Genomic DNA, 17,830 nt, shown 5'->3' with positions numbered 1-17,830 from the left:
GGAGTGAGTATTTTATTAACGCAAAAAGTAAGAAAATCAGTTTGTTTAGCCTTGTGATGCTTGGACTCGGGTCGTTAATCGGCTCAGGCTGGCTTTTTGGATCATGGGAAGCAACTAAAGTCGCGGGCCCGGCTGCGATTATTTCATGGGTCGTAGGTGCCGTGATTATTGGTGTAATCGCGTATAACTATATCGAGCTGGGAACGATGCTGCCAGAATCAGGTGGAATGAGCAAGTATGCACAATATACACACGGTTCTTTATTGGGTTTCATCGCCTCCTGGGCGAACTGGATTTCTTTAATTACTTTAATCCCAATTGAAGCAGTTGCGGCTGTTCAATATATGGGATCGTGGCCATGGAGTTGGGCAAGTTTTACCCATTCTTTTATTAAAAATGGCACAATCACTACTACAGGGCTGCTCGTAGTTTTTCTGTTTATCATTATCTTTACTTTGTTTAATTACTGGTCAGTTTCTTTGTTGACTAGATTCACAAGCTTTATTTCAATTTTCAAGATTGGGATTCCTGTGCTGACGATTCTAATGCTCTTTCTTTCAAGCTTTCATCCTGAAAATTTTGGAACTAACCTGCATGAATTTATGCCGTATGGGTCTTCGGCAATCTTTAGAGCAACGACTGTTTCAGGGATTATTTTCTCGTTTAATGCATTTCAAACGGTCATTAATATGGGCAGTGAAATCGAAAACCCTAAGATGAATATTCGAAGAGGTATCGTTTTTTCATTGTTAATCAGTGCTGTAATTTATATTTTATTACAGGCGGTCTTTATTACTGCCTTAGAACCGCAAACAATTGCCAAAGCAGGTTGGAGCGGCATCAATTTTAATTCACCATTTGCCGATTTAGCAATTCTCTTGGGAATTCATTGGTTATCTGTCTTGTTGTACATGGATGCTTTTGTGTCACCCTTTGGAACTGGCGTTTCGTTTGTAGCTTCAACTGGGCGTGCGCTGGCTGCGATGATCGACAATAAGCATCTTCCACATTTTCTTGGGAAAGTTGATAAAAACCTTGGAATTCCACGAGTAGCAATTGTCACAAATTCACTGTTGAGTATGGTGCTCGTTTCGATTTTCCGTTCATGGGGAACACTTGCAAGTGTAATTTCCACAGCGACACTGATTGCCTATTTAACAGGTCCGGTGACAGTCGTTTCCTTCCGTAAAATGGCACCGGAGTTTAATCGACCGGTTAAAAATTCTAACTTAAAATTTATGGCACCTTTAGCCTTTGTACTTTCTTCACTAGCAGTTTACTGGGCAATGTGGCCGACTACGATTCAGGTGATTTTGGTGATTTTGATTGGGCTTCCATTTTATATTTATTATGAATGGAAAACTGATTGGTTTAAGACTAAAAAACAAATTGCAGGAAGTCTCTGGATGATTTTCTACCTTGCATTTTTAACCTTGATTTCGTTCATTGGCAGCAAGGATTTTAACGGATTGGGGATTATTCCGTATCCTTTTGATTTTCTGGTCGTGATAGTAGTTTCCCTGTTCTTTTATCATTGGGGGACAGAAAGCCGCTTATTTACCAAGTATTTTAAACAGGCAAAAAGAGTTAACAACTTGACCAAAAGAAAAGGCGGTCAAAAATCCTCTCAAGAGGAGAAATAATTTCGTTTGCAGCTTAGCTGTTTTTACGCTTTGAATTTCAAATTTGCTAATTTTGGATTGTTTTTAAAAGAAAAAGCAGGCAAATATGCGGTTATGTGATAGCATGTAGTTAGATTGGGACGCAGAGCTTAAGCGCTATTAAGCAACTGAAGCTCAGTAGACCACGTTATAAGTGAGGAGGCGTTATTTCTACGTGAAGAGAAAAGAACACGTCCAAACTGAGGTCCAATTGATTGATGAGCGCCATTTGGCCGAATCTAAAAGGATCTTTAAGCTGTTAAGCAATCCAATTCGGCTTCAAATGCTGAATGTATTAGAACAAAAAGAATTAAATGTGGGAGAAATCGGGCATTTACTGCAAATTGAGCAGTCAGTAATTTCGCATCAATTAGCGCTTTTACGGCAGCACCAACTGGTCAGTGCACATAGAGTTGGCAAGGCGAACTATTATCGCTTAGATGATCCCCATATTTTAGATGTTATTAATGAAATGATTGAACATGCAGATCATGTGATGCGTGGGCAAAAACATGGCCATTAAGATAAGAAAGTACCAGGTATGAGACACAGGCTAGTTGATTTCCCCAAATTCCTTTAGGTTAATGGAGAGGATCGAGAATATGAGCAAATATGATACTTTGTGGGCATACTTTCGCAATAAAAGGGAACCAGAGATTAAGTTGAGCTTTGCGAAGATTAAAAAAATAGCGGGGATCGAATTGGACCATTCCTTTTTGAGTTACAAAAAGGAACTACTGACGTATGGTTACACAGTTAGTAAAATCTCGCTTAAGAGTCAATACGTTGTTTTCAATCGGATAGATTAGCAGCAAGGCGTAAAAAGAACTGCTCCAAGCAAACCTGAATTTAATCAGTTGCTTGGAGCAGTTTTTTTTTGATGACTAGCAATTTTTGGATAAGATGTGTTTCGTCCACAATGATGGTGTGGTTAATCTTTTCCACGTAAAACAACGCTGCGAAAATGCAATTGTTCATCACCATAGACCCATTTATCGATGTAGCTTGCAAGCTCTTCGGGTGATTCTTTGAGACCGGTTTTTAACCAATAGCGAACGGCGCCAATAATTCCATTTAAGCAATATTCAAACATGTAGTGTTCTTCGGTTTTATTTTTAAAAGGGAATGTCTTGATTTCGTGGTCATTTTTTAGAATCTCATTTTTAGCGTTTGTTAGAAACTGTGTTAAGAATTCTGGATCGTTTGTCAGCACAAAAAGTGAGACTGCTGAGCGTTTTTTGACGACTTCTAAAATACTGGTCAAAACATTTTTTAAAGAATCTGGACTAGTGCGTCGATTAATAATGGTCAGTAATTTTTCAGTCGTTTCCTGCTCCATCTCATGCATACAATCAGGAATATCCTGATAATGGGCGTAAAATGTAGCCCGATTGACATCTGCAATTTTGCATAATTCGGTTACTGTAATTGCATTCAATGTTTTTTCTTGTAGCAAATCAATTAAACTGCTTTGAATTATGAGTTTAGTCATCTGTACACGTCGATTATTTTTTGTTCCCGCCATTAGAACTTGCTCCTTTTTTAGCATAAATTCAACGATTTAAGCAATAATGTTGATTTAAAAACACCTGTTGGTTAGCTGTTGGTTGAAAAATAGCTTTCTTTATTCTAACATATTAGTATCATTTAAACACATTGTTGTAAAGATGTCACGACGTTGTACTACATTTTGACAGCAATCTAAAAATTTTAAGGGAGAGAAGTCACGAGATGAGAGGGAGTAAAAAACAGTTCATAATTCAAGCAGTTGTCTGGCTTCTTATAATGTGTGCTGCAGTTATTTTATTACCTAATGTGGGGCAGTTAGTGCGTGACAAGGGGCAAATGAAACTGCCAAGTAGTGCTAAGAGCCAAGTTGCACAGGTAATTCAAGACAATTGGGGACGTGGTCAGGGAAATACGCGTCAAGTAGTTGTGGTCTTTAATAATGGCAGTTCGCCATTGACAACAGCACAAAAGAACAGAATTAAACAAACTGTCAGTCATTTTAAGACTAGCAAGCAAAAGTATGGGATCAAAGATGTGACAGCAGCTAATGACAATGCTGCTACCAAGAAACAGTTGATCTCGAAGGATAAGTCAACTGAATTGTTACAATTGATGGTCGACAAACAACAAACCGTTAAGAAAATGAAGACGTTGATCACTTCTGGGGCTAAAACCCAAGGTGTTAAAACTTATGTTACAGGCAGCGACATCTTGAATGATGATTTTATTCAAGAGACAGAACAAGGCTTAAAGAAGACTGAGTTAATCACTGTGATTTTTATTTTCATTATCTTAACTTTGGTTTTCCGGTCGCCAATTACGCCACTTGTTTCATTGCTTTCGGTCGGGGTATCTTTCATTATTTCGTTAAGTGTTGTGATGAACCTTGTTGAGAAATTTAACTTTCCGCTTTCAAATTTCACCCAAGTCTTTATGGTTGTGGTTTTATTTGGGATAGGAACGGATTACAATATTCTGCTGTTTGATCAATATAAAGAAGAACTTAGTCGCGAAAAAGACGTGATTACGGCCACTAGGAATGCGTTGCGGATTGCAGGACGCACGATCCTATATAGTGGTTCATCAGTTTTGATTGGTTTTACAGCATTAGGATTAGCCAATTTTTCTGTTTATCGTTCAGCAGTGGGAGTTGCAGTGGCCGTAGCAGTTTTGCTACTAGTTTTATTGACGCTCAACCCATTTTTTATGTGGATTTTAGGGCGGCGTCTTTTTTGGCCGACTAAGAACTTTGGTAGCGGCAGTAGTAGTCGTTTGTGGCACGGGATTTCCACGCGAGCGGTTAGGCATCCATTCATTGCAATCGCGCTTGTCTTAGTAATTGGGGTTCCGTTTCTTGCGACATATCATAATGAGCTTAACTATGATACGCTTGCAGAATTAAACGATTCGATTCCAGCTAAAAAGGGCTTTAAAGTAGTCCAGAAACATTTTTCTAAAGGGACAGCTGAGCCTTCAACACTGTATATTAAAACCAATCATCCTTTAAACAATGAGAAAGACTTGAAGGAGATTGACGCGCTAACACGCAGGCTTAAGAAAATTGCTGGTGTAAAAACAGTTGCATCTGTAACACAACCAGGCGGTTCTGAAATTAGTAGCTTGTACGTTACTAAACAGCTAAAGACAGTTACTAACGGTATGAAATCTGCAAGTAGTGGGTTAAACCAAATTGGAACTGGGTTGAATAGTGCCAACCAGCAACTAGGAAATGCAAACTTGCAACAGGGTGTTACGGGTGCAAAACAGTTGGCTAGTGGGACGGCAACACTTAAGTCCGGGAGTCAACAGTTAAGTAGTGGTGCAACGACACTTGCTAATGGGGCGTCTGCATTGCAGCAAGGAACCACGACTTATACCAGTGGAATTAATACGCTCAACAACGCACTCAATACTTTGAACAGCAAGCAGTCCCAGATAACGACAGGTGTGGGGACACTTAATAGTAGTGTCGCGAAGCTGCAAAGCGGTTCGCAACAAGTAGCAGCCGGATTAGCACAATTGCAAAGTAAAGTTAACGCAGCTACAGGGACAGGCAATACGGCACAGATTCAGGAGCTAAAAAGCAAGTTAGGCGAGTTGAATAGTGCAATGGCCCAACTTGAAAAATCAACCGGTAGCACCAATTTACCGGATATTAGCGGTATAAAAACAACTGCAACGGCATTGACGAGTTCGAGTACAAAGGCGCAAAATGATGCGCAAACGCTGCAGACTGCGTTAACGAGTCTAGCAAGCAGCAATTCGGATGCAGCTACACAGCAGAAAATGTTAAATGAAATTTTTGCTGCAATTGCACAGACTGGGACGGCATTAAACACACAGCAAAAAGCTGCCTTAACCACTGTAATGAGTTCGATTGCAAAGTCTAATGTACAGCAATTAAGTGGTGCAACGACCGCCGCTTCGAGTTTGAAAAATGATCTTAGTGCTCTTACTACAGCCGGAAACAGCTTAAACACTGAATTGAACCAATTAAATGCTCTTAGTTCACAATTATCACAATTGTCTAATCTCAATCAGCTGGCGGCTAGTTCAATCCAAGCAAACACGGCTTCAATGCAGGCATTGGATAAATTGAGTTCAGCTGTTCAGGGAATGCAACAGATTAAAAGTGCACTTAATGGAAGTACTGGGCAAACAGGACTCACCAGTGGTTCACAACAAGTTGCCAGTGGGCTTAGTCAATTGAGCTCTGGCACAGACGAGATGGCTAGTCAGTTAAGTCAGTATACTAGCGGTGTTGCTAGTGTAACTGCAGGTGCAAATAAGCTGGCTTCAAATTCAGGAACTCTGACTAATGGGACAGCACAGTTAGCTGCTGGCAATCAGCAGTTAGCAGAAAAACAGAGTGAGTTGACCGCTGGATTGACAACCGTCAATAGTGGGCAACAAACGATGTATAATTCTTTGCAAGGATTAGTGGGTCAGATGCAAACCCTTAGAAACGGGCTCAGCACTGCAAGCAACGGGACGCAGAAAATTAAGCAAGGTGTTGGTTCAGCCAATAGTTATCTGACAGGCTTGAAAAATTCTGCGGCTTCTAAAACGTATTATGTTCCTAAGAGCGTTTTGCAGGGTAAGACCTATAAACAAAGTTTGCAAGCTTATATGTCTGGCAATTACAATGCAACGAAGATCACGATTGTTCTGGATGAAAATCCAAGTTCTGAAAGTGCGATGAACAAGATTTCAACTATTCAAGACCAGGCTCAAAAATCATTGAAAGGCACTGCACTTGCTGGTGCGACGGTCGCAATCGGAGGACAAACTTCGACTACTCATGACTTGCAGCAAACTGCATCAAATGATTTCTTGAGAACTGCAACTATTATGTTAATCGGGATCTTGATTGCATTAATGGTTATCACGCGCTCAGTGTTGCAGCCACTATATATCCTAGGGACACTCTTATTAGCTTATGTGATGTCCCTAAGTATCACGAAGCTAATCAGCAGTGCTTTTCTTGGACAGAGCATGCTAACTTGGAATACACCATTCTTTGGCTTTATTATGCTGATTGCCTTAGGGGTGGATTACAGTATCTTCTTAATGATGAAGTACCGCGAATTTGGTAATTTTACAGGGACACCAATTATCAGAATTGTGCGGGCCTCAGCTGTGATTGGAACTGTTGTAATCTCAGCAGCTGTAATTTTGAGTGGGACCTTTGCCGCACTGATTCCATCAGGTGTGTTGACATTAATTCAAGTTGCACTGGTTGTGATCATCGGTCTCATTATTTTGGTATTTGCAATTCCAACGATCATTCCAAGCCTTATTCGGTTAACTTATCCGTTGAAGGATAAAATGGACGATGAAGAGAAGTTCAAAGAGACAGAAAAAAAGCAAAAATAAAATAAGGTTACGAGAGTGTGACATAAGTCGAGAAAATTTGAGTGCTAACTCGAAATTACGAACATAGCGAGTACTTTGCTATGAGTAATTCGAAGTCAGACGGAATAAAAGAGGGGCTGTGACAAAGGTTAAATTTTGTCACAGCCCCTCTATTTTGTAATTTGTTGTTAGCACTCAAAGGCTAACGGTGTTTGTCGGCACTTCGATTTAACGTGCTCCAATCACCAGCCTTCTGCGCCTAACCTCAAATTACGCATAGACACAGCCCGTCTATTTTGTAATTTGTTGTTAGTGCTCAAAGACTAACGGTGTTTGTCGGCACTTCTTTTAATGTGCTCCAAAAGGCAGGTTTCTGTGTTTAGAGTGAATCACACCGGTAACAAGTTCAGTTACCACCGTGATCCAACTCTAAGCCTCAAAACCTAACGCCTCTTTACGCACTTCTATCTTAACGTGCTCAAAGGCTAACGGTGCTTGTCGGCACTTCGATTTACTAGTCGCACTTATGTTATACTCAGCTAGTGGTTTGTGCGCAGTACAAAATTAGTAATTAATAAAGAGTTTGGGGGAATTGAGGATGAACTCACGCATCGCAATCGTTTCAGATAGTCACGGGAATGCAACCGCATTGAAAGCTGTAATTCGAGATGCACTGGAACAAAAAGCTGCTGAATTTTGGTCACTGGGAGATATCGGTTTTGGAGGGGCAAACTCAAAGGAATGTTTTGAACTCCTTGCGCAACAAAATACGACACAGTTTTTAATGGGAAACTGGGAAGCAAGCTATAATGAAGTGCTAACTAAAAAGGTTTTTAATATAAATGATCCGAGTGATGTCTATTTTGTAATGCTTGCAAAATATGAGTATGAACACTTAGGCTCGTACTGGAATCAACGTTTATTAAAACTCCCCCTCACAGCACAAAAGCAGCGCTATAACAGAATTTTTTCATTGACACATAATCTACCTACTAAAAACTATGGACCGGCTTTGCAGCCAACACAACCGCAGGCCAATTTTGACCAGCTAACTCTTGATCCTAAGGTCGATGTGGCATTATATGGGCATACACATACACCCATTTGGAGATATACACAACAAGGCCAGCTAATTTTGAATCCCGGTTCTGTAGGAGAAATCTTTTTTTCACGGACGCGGTTAATGCAAAATCGGAGTGCAAGTTATTTGTTATTGACAGTGACTGCTGAGGGAATTACTGAAGTTGATTTTCGCCGAGTTCCGTATGATGGCGAAATCGAGCTCAAAAAAGCAGCAGCACAAAATTTTCCTTACATGGAGCTGTATCAAAAAAATGTTCAGACTGGAAAAATTGAAACGCATAATCAGCCACTTTTAAAAAAGATCAACGAAGAATTAGGATATCGCAGGGTTGCACAGGAATTTATTACGAGTCTGCAATCAATTCAAGTTGATCATTAATTTAAGAAACCAGCAAGTTAGTGATAGTTTTTCTAAGAAGATTGGGCTGTTGAAAATTACTAAAAGTGGTAGGATAGATTCATTGGTAATTTGGGAAGGGAGTTTTTTAGTTACATGATTACTTTAAAATCGGCACGTGAAATTGCTGGAATGAACAAGTCAGGTGCCATTCTAGCCGCAGCGCATCGGATGCTGCGTGATAAAATTGTTGTCGGAATGGACACATGGGAGATTGAACAATTAGTTGATAACTTTATTCAAGCACATGGTGCGACTGCTTCGGAAAAAGGGGTGGATGGCTATAAATATGCGACTTGCATTAGTATTAATGATGAGGTGGCGCATGCAATTCCGCGTAAGGGCTTGAAGTTAAAAAACCATGACGTGGTAACTGTTGACTTTTGCGTTAATTGGCAAGGTTATCAGAGTGATTCAGCTTGGACCTATGTTGTGGGTGAATCCACGCCAGAAATTGAGCGTTTGCTTGCTGTGACCCATAAGGCGCTTTACTTGGGAATTGAACAGGCACAAGTTGGTAATCGAGTCGGTGATATTGGGTACGCTATTCAAAATTATGTGGAAAATCAAGCACACATGGGTGATGTGCGTGAATTGATCGGCCATGGAATTGGGCCATCCGTGCATGAGGAACCTGATATTTTTCATTATGGGCGTCCGCACCATGGTCTGCGATTGCGTGCAGGAATGGTGATTACGATTGAGCCAATGGTCAATGCGGGCGGTTCGAGTCACATTGAGACAAAAGTTATGCCCAAAATTGACTGGGAGTACTATGTTTCCGCTGATCGCAGTTTAGCCGCTCAATTTGAACACACACTTGCAATTACTGCAACAGGACCTAAGATTTTGACGTCTCAAGATAATGTCTTTGATCAAAAATATTTGCTTTAAAGAAAATATTAGTTAATAAAAAGCTTGTTTGTTTGAATTCTCAAGAATCTGCGGGAATCAAACAAGCAAGCTTTTTTGGTAAATTAAACTTTTAATTCTTACTTAACTGAAAGCTCATTCAATCCGATTAGAAGTATAAGGGCAGCTTTGAATGGAGGAAAATTGGATGAGCATTACTAAAAAGATGACTCTAAGCGTGACAGCAATCGTTTTTTTTAGCGTAGCAGTTCTTGGAATTACAAATTATTTTTTCAGCTATCGAGAAACGTTGAAATCAGCTGGCGTAGAACTTACTGGGTGTGCCAGTATCACAACGGGAATTGAAACTCCTGAGTACCTAATGCAAGTTAAGGCTGGTAAGCTCGAGAATCAGAGTAAGCTTGAAAAACAGGTAGACTGGATTGTGCAGCATAAAAAAATTTTTGCGGAAGCTTATATTCTGGATACTCAAGGAAAGCTAATAGTTGCAGATCAACATGCACGTCAATTGGGTTTTAAAAGAGGAACACAATTCAAGCTTTCAGCTGCAGCACTTAGACAAATCAAAAGTGGCAAAACATATTACACAGGAATCTATGAGCTTAGGGGCCGGCGGGTCATTACAGGATATGCGCCGGTCTATCGCACACAATCTACTTCAATGGCTTCAATGCCAGGAATGTCGCAGAATTCTGGGAAAGGCGCGGTCATTGCAATTAATGCGATTGATTTTGATGGTGGAATTGTCAGCGCTAGAACTTGGGAAATGAATAAATTTGTAATTTTGCTGAGTGTTATTTTGCCGTTGTTGGCTGCAATGATCACAATGTTCTTTGTGCGCCGGCTAACTATCCCAATTAAAAAAATCGGTAGACATGTTGAAAAGGTTGCCCAAGGTGATCTTTCATTGAAGCCATTGGAAATTACGGCGCATGATGAGTTAGGCCAACTGGCTCATGATTTTAATGGAATGGTGGCACAATTGCAAAGATTAATTGGCAATGTCGCCAGCACTAGCCAAAAAATAACCCTTAATTCGCAGGAATTAATTGAGGGTTCTCAAAAAGCTCAAGCTGCGACTGTCCAGAGCGCAACTCAGCTTGCAGAGGCCAACGAGAGCGTAACGCAGCAATCTGTATTAACACAGCAAGCAAATGAGGATCTTGGACAAATGTCGCTGCAATTTAAAGCAATTAGTACTCATATTGAGACTGCTGCACATCAAGCTAACAAAACAAAACGTCTATCACAGGCTGGTAATACAGTTGTTAAGAATACAATTGCTCAAATGGACAGAATTAAACAAAATAGTACTGAACTACAGCAATTAGCAGCTGGTTTAAATGAAAAAGCAAAAGCAATCGATCAAGTTATGACTTTGATCAATGGAATTTCAAAACAAACAAACCTGCTGGCTTTAAACGCGTCCATTGAAGCAGCGCGATCAGAAAATACGCAGGGCCAAGGATTTACAGTTGTTTCAGATGAAATTCGCAAACTTTCGGAACAAACTGGGCAAGCAACACTTGAAGTAGCTGAAGTTGTTACTAAGATTCAAAAAGATGCGGCACTGTCAGTCGCAAAGACGATCGCAGGTGCAACCAGTGTGGCTACAGGAATTACATTAATTAATCAGACAAGTGCCTCGTTTACACAAATTTCAGACAAATCAAATGAAACCTCGCAGCATTTAGCTAGACTTGCGCGCGAAATTTTACAACTACATGCAAAAATGGACAGCATAGTAGGGGAAATCGCACACATCACTTCCTTTGCAGCTGGAATTGCAGCTAATACTAGTAAGATTAGCGAAGCTGGCAGACAGCAAAAGGAGACAATGCAAGAATTTGTCACAGTTTCAGCTGAATTGTCGCAAATCGCTGCGCAATTACTAGCCTTAGTCAATGAATTTAAGTATAAAAAAATAAATTAATCCGAGTATCAAATTTTTCAAAGAAAAGAAGGCTGCACCAAAAGTGAAATTTCAGCACAACCCCGCTACTTATTCCGGATAAACGTGTTCCATAAGTCAAAATCTTCTGTCTAACAAGAAGTTTTGGCTTATGGAACACTCTTTTTGTCTTTGTTTAGCTTGAACCGTTCGGCAATTACGACAATACAATGTCGTGAATGGTTTTGATTAATTCGTTTCCAGTGGTCATTGAAGCACAGCGATTAGTAAAAAAGATAATGGTCAACTTGTTTTGACTGGTTCCATAGTAGAAAGTATGATAATTCATGTCAGCGCCCTCAGCATGATGAAAAAAGGAGGAGTAGTAAATTCCGCCTGAATAGCCAGCATGTGTGCCCATTAGCTGAACAAACTGTGCGTGATTCAATAGCTTTTGTGATTGTAAAGCATTGATAAAAGTATAGTAATTAGTAATACTTGAATAAAGATTGCCACAGCCAAGTTCAGAAGACAGTAATGGCCGCGTGCCCATGAACGGTGCGAGGGGAGTCTTAGTAGCAGTATAAGAATCCGGGACTAAGCTCCTGGTTGGTAACTGATCCCAGATATAAGTCTCTCTCAAATTCAAGGGTTGAATAATCTCAGAATTTAAATCCGTACTGAAGGGGCGCTTTGTTATCTGAGTAATGACTCCTGCCAATAAGGTGTAGTTGGCATTACTGTAATTCCATTTGTGAATGCCTGTAGAAGTCAAATGTGTAATTGTCCAATTAAGTGCGGCTTGATCGCCATGAAGTACTTCTCGTGGCTCAGGTTCTGCCATTTGAATCCCAGAAGTGTGATTTAATAGCTCACGAATCGTAATCTGGTGTGCGTATTTGATCTGAGGATAAAAAGCAGAGATATTTTCATCGAGCCGAATTTTGCCGGCAGAAACCAAGCGTTCGATCATAAAAGCAGTGTAGGCTTTTTGCAGCGACGATAAAGGATATAATTCAGTTACAGTATTTCGCACCTTATGCTGATAGTCTGCATAGCCGTAAGTCCGATAAGTTATTTTTTTTGAACCACTGGCGGTGATTAAAAGCGTTCCCCAAACTTTTGCCCGCGAAACAGCATTATCGATTTTTCGAACTTTAGCTGAAGTGAGTGTAATGTGCTGATTGTCTGCTGCGATTAGATTGCTTTCATTTGATGCGCGCGAAAGCTTGCCATTTCCCAATTGAATCAACAAAAAAAGTGTAATAACAAGCAGACATTTGAAAAAAAAGTGAGTTTTGTGCAACTCCCCCTGAGACATTAAAAAAACCTCTTTAACTAATTAAATTTTTATGTGTATGTTTGTACTTAAAAAGCAAAAAGCAAGTCAAGAGCCATAGAACCAAGGAAAATAGCTGAAGTACTGTCCGATAAGGTTTATTTTTGAGCGTGATCTTAATGGTATTTTTGCCTTTAGCAACATTTACTAGAAAAGTTCCCCGCGTTGACTGCCGAATTTGCTGGACATGTCCATTAACACTTAGTTCATAGTAATCACCAAAATAGTGTAGCAGGGGAAGATTCATCAGTTGTTTCTTTGAACTGTAGAGCTTAAAAGAGAGATGATTATGCGTAAAGTTAAACGGCGGCATTCTTTGTGTTGAGCCGTCTGCTTTGTAGATCAAATTGTGCAGAATTGAGTAGCGCTGCGCATACGCTTTTTGTGGATAATAGTCCGTATGCGCTGCAGTGTTATTCATATTTGAAAAATAACTATAATAATATTTGCCGGGCAAAATAAAACGGGCGTGCGTATTTTCTTCTTTAGCATGTTTAATAAACTGATAAGTTTGAACTTCATAAGCGTGGCTACTATAGGCGGCGCATAGGCCTGGAAAAGCGGCAATCAAGATTGCAACGCAAACAATCCATTCGAAGTTAAGTCTGCTGAAAAATGGTGTAGTACATAAATATTCTAACAGCCATGACCCTGTAAGTGCCATAAAAAATGCAGCAATTCCAAGTAAGCGCCATGGAAACTGAATAACCGCAACGGGAGTGTGCTGGAACAGACCCCAAGGAAAGATAGTTGTAGTTACGACTGTAAATAAAATTGTTAGTCCCAAGCTGACTTGATAGAGTTTGGGCATTTTTTTCCAATAAATAACACCAGCAATGATTATGAGGAGTACAAAAATTCCCAAACTCATATTTAGCTGATTTTTAAGGCACAAACCAATAAAACTGAAAATATCAGGCAGCTTGCCGCCAGGGCTGCGCAAGAGGTTATACTTTCTAGGAAAATGAATCTTGTTTTGAACACTTAAAACAATCATCGGAACGATTTCAAACAGGGTCATACCAAGTGTGAGCAGACTAGCTTTTAGGGCTGCTTTGGCACGAGCATGTAAATCACCTGTTTTGCAGTAGCAAGCAATAATAGCAAAAAGGAAGCAGACTGAAAGTGCAAGCAACGTGGATAAAACATGACTGTAAGCTATTAAGGTTAGCCCGATTGCCGCAAGATACCAGGAGTGCCAATTGCGGAAAAACAATTCATATGCGCCTAAGAAAGCCAGCGGGAAAAAACTCAGCGCAATCCATTCTCCAATATCAAAACGATTAAAGATATCAGTCAGATGGTAGACAGAAAAGTTGAATAAAACGGTAAAACAAACCGATTGCAACACGTTATTGCCAGTAAAACGCATCATCGCATAGTAACCAACGATAAACCCTAAATATGTATAGATAATGATGCCAATATAAAAAGCAAGTAAGGGATGCGGGAATACAATCCGCAAGAGTGCAAATGGCAGTAATGTTATATTGGGATAGAACTGTTGGGAAACAGCTCCTACATTCCGAAAAGATGAAAAACTAAAAGGTGCTAATAAATTATTATGATTCTGAATTGCATTTGTGAGTTCGGTGATCCGCGAGAGGTGGAATTTGATATCGCCGCCGCCGTAAAAGTATCCTTTGGAAGAAAAGATATATACGCTGAGATAGGATAATGCAAGGAAAATTAACTGAAGCATAATTTTCTTTAATAAAGTAGACTGTTTTTTGTTAATAAAAGTGGTCATTTTGGAGACTCCCATCAACTATAAGATTGTAAATAAATGCTTACGCTACTTGTAACTATGCGAGTCAAATTAGACTAATCTATGATCTTTCAGAAATTTTTAGATAATTTTAAGAGACGTTGCATAAATTTACATATTTCTCAGCAAAATGAGTAAGCAAAAACCGCATTAAAAGTACAGTTGCTGACAGAGATGCGACAAGCGGTCTTTAGTTTTATTTAATATGTAAGTCATCCAAAATAATTAATCGTTACAATAAAAAAATTTGGTTATAAATTTTTATTGGTTTGAGCTGGTATGTAGATCGCGTTAATAATGGATTAGAAATAAGTGTTGACAATTTAATGTTAGATACGTTAAACTACATGCAATCTTTAATGTAAATTAAAACTGTTTTGAATCTGTAGTTTGCTTGCTATACATAACATATCCAAGCGGTTCAAGAAGAAAATGAGGGGTTGCAGAGATGGCAGATCTGGAAAAAGCTAGAAAATTAATTGCAAAAGAAAAGAAGTATTTTGCGCGTTCTGCGCGAATCAACTACTATGATTTAGTAATTGACCATGCACATGGTGCGACTTTAGTAGATGTTGACGGCAATCACTACTTAGATTTGTTAGCGAGCGCATCAGCAATTAATGTAGGTCACACTGATGAAAGAGTTGTCAAAGCAATTACAACACAGGCGCAGAAGTTGATTCATTATACTCCTGCGTATTTTCATCATGTGCCAGAGATTGAACTTGCCCAGAAATTAGCAGAAATTGCACCAGGCAAATCACCTAAAATGGTGACATTTGGTAACTCTGGTTCAGATGCGAACGATGCCATTATCAAATTTGCACGGGCTTACACAGGGCGTCAGTATCTGGTTTCTTATATGGGTGCATATCATGGTTCAACCTATGGCTCCGAGACGCTCTCAGGTGTGAGCCTTAATATGACACGCCAGATTGGACCGATGCTTCCAGGAGTAGTTCATGTGCCATATCCGGATCTTTATCGCAGATTACCGGGTGAAAGCGAACACGAAGTTGCTTTGCGTTTTTTTGCTGAGTTTAAACGGCCATTTGAATCTTTTCTCCCTGCAGATGAGACTGCCTGCGTATTAATTGAGCCGATTCAAGGTGACGGAGGAATTGTCAAGGCACCTGAAGAGTATATGCAGCTGGTCTATAACTTCTGTCACGAAAACGGGATTCTTTTTGCAGTGGATGAAGTTAATCAAGGGCTGGGGCGGACAGGCAAAATGTGGAGTATTCAGCAATTTAAGGATATTGAACCAGACTTAATCTCCGTTGGTAAATCTCTAGCTGCAGGGCTGCCATTAAGTGCTGTGATCGGTAAAAAAGAAATTATTGATGCGCTAGGGACACCAGCACATTGCTTTACAACTTCTGGTAACCCAGTTTGTGCAGCAGCGTCATTAGCAACGTTAAACGTCATTGAAGCTGACCATTTGGTTGAGAAGTCTGCTTCTGATGGTGAATATGTAAAAAAACGTTTCTTAGAGATGCAACAAAGGCACCCAGCAATTGGTGATGTACGGATGTGGGGGTTAAATGGCGGAATTGAACTTGTTAAAGATCAAAAGACAAAAGAACCAGACAACGAAACTGCAACTAAGGTCATCTATTATGCCTTTGCTCATGGTGTTGTTTTGATTACACTTGCTGGCAATATTCTCAGGTTTCAACCACCTTTTGTAATCACACGAGCACAGCTTGATCAAGCACTAGCAGTCTTAGATGATGCATTCAGTGCAGTTGAGCAAAATCAAGTTGAATTGCCACAAACAAACGAAAAAATTGGATGGTAAAAAAGGCAAAACTGGGCATATGTTGAAAATTTTGGTTTAGAGCACACGTTTATCCGGAATAAAAGAGGGGCTGTGCCAAAAGTTAAATTTTGGCACAGCCCCCCTTATTTGATGTGGATAAACGTGTTCCATAAGTCAAAATTCTCCGTCTAACTTCGAACTACTCATAGCAAAGTACTCGCTATGAGTAATCTCGAGTTAGCATTCAAATTTTCCCGACCTATGTCACACTCTCCCACTATTTATGCCAGCCAAGTGTCTCAAAATAAAGCGGCACATATTTTTTTAAATTTAAACGCGCTGTTTATAAGTCCCATTGGTGGTGTTAATGGTTAAAACATCATCTTTTTGAATGAAGTTTGGAACGGTTACAACAAGACCGGTTTCCAGTGTTGCTGGTTTACCACCACTTGCGGCCGTTGCACCTTTGATGTTGGGCTCGGTCTCAGTTACTTTTAAGTCAACGGTAGTTGGCAAATCAAGACCGATAAGTTCAGTTCCACAAAAATTTAGTTGAACTTGCAGGTTAGGAATCAAGTACTTGCTTTCAGCGCTAACTTGTTCAAGCGGAAGCTCGTATTGCTCATAAGTTTCTAGGTCCATAAAGCAAAGCAGTTTGTCTTGGCGATACAGATACTGTGCCTGCTTTTTGTCCACAATTGCTAATTCGACTTTCTCAGTTGGACGCATCGTGGTTTGGACAATAGCACTTGAACGGACGTCTTGCAGTTTCATCTGCATGACTGTGTTTCCTTTACCTGGCTTGTGATGATTAGTTTCAAGAACTTTGATCAGTTTGTTGTCTTTTTCAAAAATCATTCCTGTTTTTAAATTAATTGCTTCTACCATTAGGATAATACTCTCCTTTTAGATGTCGAGGTCAAATTCAAACAATAAGTCTCGAAAAAAGTGAGGAGGCGCCAATGATAATGCAAAACCGCGACGAGGCATTTATTTACCACCATTCCTTGAATGTCATTATTTCCAGTGTAGCATAGTTAATGTAGAATACGAAATCAAAATAAAGAGGTCTTTAGAATGTGTTTAATTTGCGATCGGATCCAGTTAATTAAAAAAGGTGCTAACCCTTATTTTGTAAAAGAGTTGGCAACTGGCTATGTGGTATTAGGAGATCACCAGCATTTTAGCGGATATACGTTGTTCTTATGTAAGCAGCATGTTACTGAGTTACATCTTTTAGAACCGATTTTTAGGGACAAGTTCTTAGCCGAGATGGCACTTGTTTCAGCCGCAGTTAGTCGTGCTTTTTCAGCTCAAAAGATGAATCTTGAGTTGCTTGGAAATGGCGACTCACACATCCACTGGCATCTTTTCCCACGTCAAGCAGGTGATTTGGGTGAATACGGCATGAACGGCAAGGGACCGGTCTGGTGGTATCCGGCAGAAAAGATGTTTGCGCCTGAAACGCAGGTAGATGCTGCAACACTTTGCAAGCTGAAAGAACAACTTTTAGCTGAATTGAAGTTGGTGGATTAACGCGAATTTTTTAAAAATAACGGTAACAATATTTGCTCAACAATTTGAGTAACCGCCGTGTGTGACAATGTTTTTTGCGATACAATTTTGTTAACTAATAACAGTAAAGGAAGTTCCACAATTCTTGGCGCTAAAGATTCCAATCTAAAGATCACC

The 17,830-nt window shown here is 39.9% G+C and carries 13 protein-coding genes; 9 read left to right on the top strand and 4 right to left on the bottom strand.

Annotated elements, in window-relative coordinates; translation table 11 throughout:
• Positions 1-56 precede the first annotated feature (56 nt).
• From AB3Y88_RS00850 to AB3Y88_RS00840, 3 genes are all read left to right on the top strand, one after another.
• On the top strand, positions 57-1,643 hold the full coding sequence (locus tag AB3Y88_RS00850; protein ID WP_228888128.1) for an APC family permease: 1,587 nt from the start codon (positions 57-59) through the stop codon (positions 1,641-1,643).
• 193 nt (positions 1,644-1,836) lie between these two features.
• On the top strand, positions 1,837-2,184 hold the full coding sequence (locus AB3Y88_RS00845; protein ID WP_056960759.1) for a helix-turn-helix transcriptional regulator: 348 nt from the start codon (positions 1,837-1,839) through the stop codon (positions 2,182-2,184).
• A 79-nt stretch (positions 2,185-2,263) separates the two neighbouring features.
• Positions 2,264-2,470, top strand: coding sequence for a hypothetical protein (locus AB3Y88_RS00840; protein ID WP_056960760.1), 207 nt, complete (start codon positions 2,264-2,266; stop codon positions 2,468-2,470).
• Positions 2,471-2,592: 122 nt separating this feature from the next.
• Here the strand turns inward: AB3Y88_RS00840 and AB3Y88_RS00835 are convergent, their stop codons facing one another.
• Complete coding sequence (locus AB3Y88_RS00835) at positions 2,593-3,186, bottom strand: TetR/AcrR family transcriptional regulator (protein ID WP_054756890.1); 594 nt, start codon at positions 3,184-3,186, stop codon at positions 2,593-2,595.
• Positions 3,187-3,392: 206 nt separating this feature from the next.
• Between AB3Y88_RS00835 and AB3Y88_RS00830 the strand changes: the two genes are divergently transcribed.
• The 4 genes from AB3Y88_RS00830 (at position 3,393) to AB3Y88_RS00815 (ending at position 11,311) form a co-directional block, all read left to right on the top strand.
• Positions 3,393-7,046 carry an MMPL family transporter gene (locus AB3Y88_RS00830; RefSeq protein WP_367293352.1) on the top strand — a complete coding sequence of 1,218 codons (3,654 nt, stop codon included), beginning with the start codon at positions 3,393-3,395 and terminating at the stop codon, positions 7,044-7,046.
• 577 nt (positions 7,047-7,623) lie between these two features.
• A complete protein-coding gene (locus tag AB3Y88_RS00825; protein WP_056960762.1) occupies positions 7,624-8,487 on the top strand; it encodes a metallophosphoesterase in 864 nt (287 codons plus the stop codon).
• Positions 8,488-8,601: 114 nt separating this feature from the next.
• Positions 8,602-9,399, top strand: a complete 798-nt coding sequence (gene map, locus AB3Y88_RS00820; RefSeq protein ID WP_056960763.1) for a type I methionyl aminopeptidase — start codon at positions 8,602-8,604, stop codon at positions 9,397-9,399.
• A 166-nt stretch (positions 9,400-9,565) separates the two neighbouring features.
• On the top strand, positions 9,566-11,311 hold the full coding sequence (locus tag AB3Y88_RS00815) for a methyl-accepting chemotaxis protein (RefSeq protein ID WP_228888096.1): 1,746 nt from the start codon (positions 9,566-9,568) through the stop codon (positions 11,309-11,311).
• A gap of 175 nt (positions 11,312-11,486) precedes the next feature.
• Here AB3Y88_RS00815 and AB3Y88_RS00810 read toward each other — a convergent pair whose 3' ends face one another.
• Entirely contained in the window at positions 11,487-12,590 is a 1,104-nt protein-coding gene (locus AB3Y88_RS00810; RefSeq protein WP_056960765.1) for a serine hydrolase, read from the bottom strand.
• Positions 12,591-12,603: 13 nt separating this feature from the next.
• A complete protein-coding gene (locus tag AB3Y88_RS00805) occupies positions 12,604-14,358 on the bottom strand; it encodes a hypothetical protein (protein WP_367293351.1) in 1,755 nt (584 codons plus the stop codon).
• A gap of 466 nt (positions 14,359-14,824) precedes the next feature.
• On the opposite strand from AB3Y88_RS00805, the gene AB3Y88_RS00800 reads away from it, so the two are divergent.
• The gene (locus AB3Y88_RS00800) at positions 14,825-16,177 is read left to right on the top strand and encodes an aspartate aminotransferase family protein (protein WP_261909606.1); all 1,353 of its coding nucleotides are present in this window, start codon (positions 14,825-14,827) and stop codon (positions 16,175-16,177) included.
• A 291-nt stretch (positions 16,178-16,468) separates the two neighbouring features.
• Here AB3Y88_RS00800 and efp read toward each other — a convergent pair whose 3' ends face one another.
• Complete coding sequence (efp, locus tag AB3Y88_RS00795; RefSeq protein WP_228888093.1) at positions 16,469-17,026, bottom strand: elongation factor P; 558 nt, start codon at positions 17,024-17,026, stop codon at positions 16,469-16,471.
• A 189-nt stretch (positions 17,027-17,215) separates the two neighbouring features.
• Here efp and AB3Y88_RS00790 point away from each other — a divergent pair, with 189 nt between their 5' ends.
• Positions 17,216-17,674 (top strand): HIT family protein, encoded by a 459-nt coding sequence (locus AB3Y88_RS00790; RefSeq protein ID WP_228888092.1) that lies wholly within the window; start codon positions 17,216-17,218, stop codon positions 17,672-17,674.
• Positions 17,675-17,830: the final 156 nt, after the last annotated feature.

It is taken from the genome of Liquorilactobacillus satsumensis (genome assembly GCF_964065465.1).
Taxonomy (GTDB): domain Bacteria; phylum Bacillota; class Bacilli; order Lactobacillales; family Lactobacillaceae; genus Liquorilactobacillus; species Liquorilactobacillus satsumensis.
This window is presented reverse-complemented; position numbering and strand designations above follow the sequence as displayed.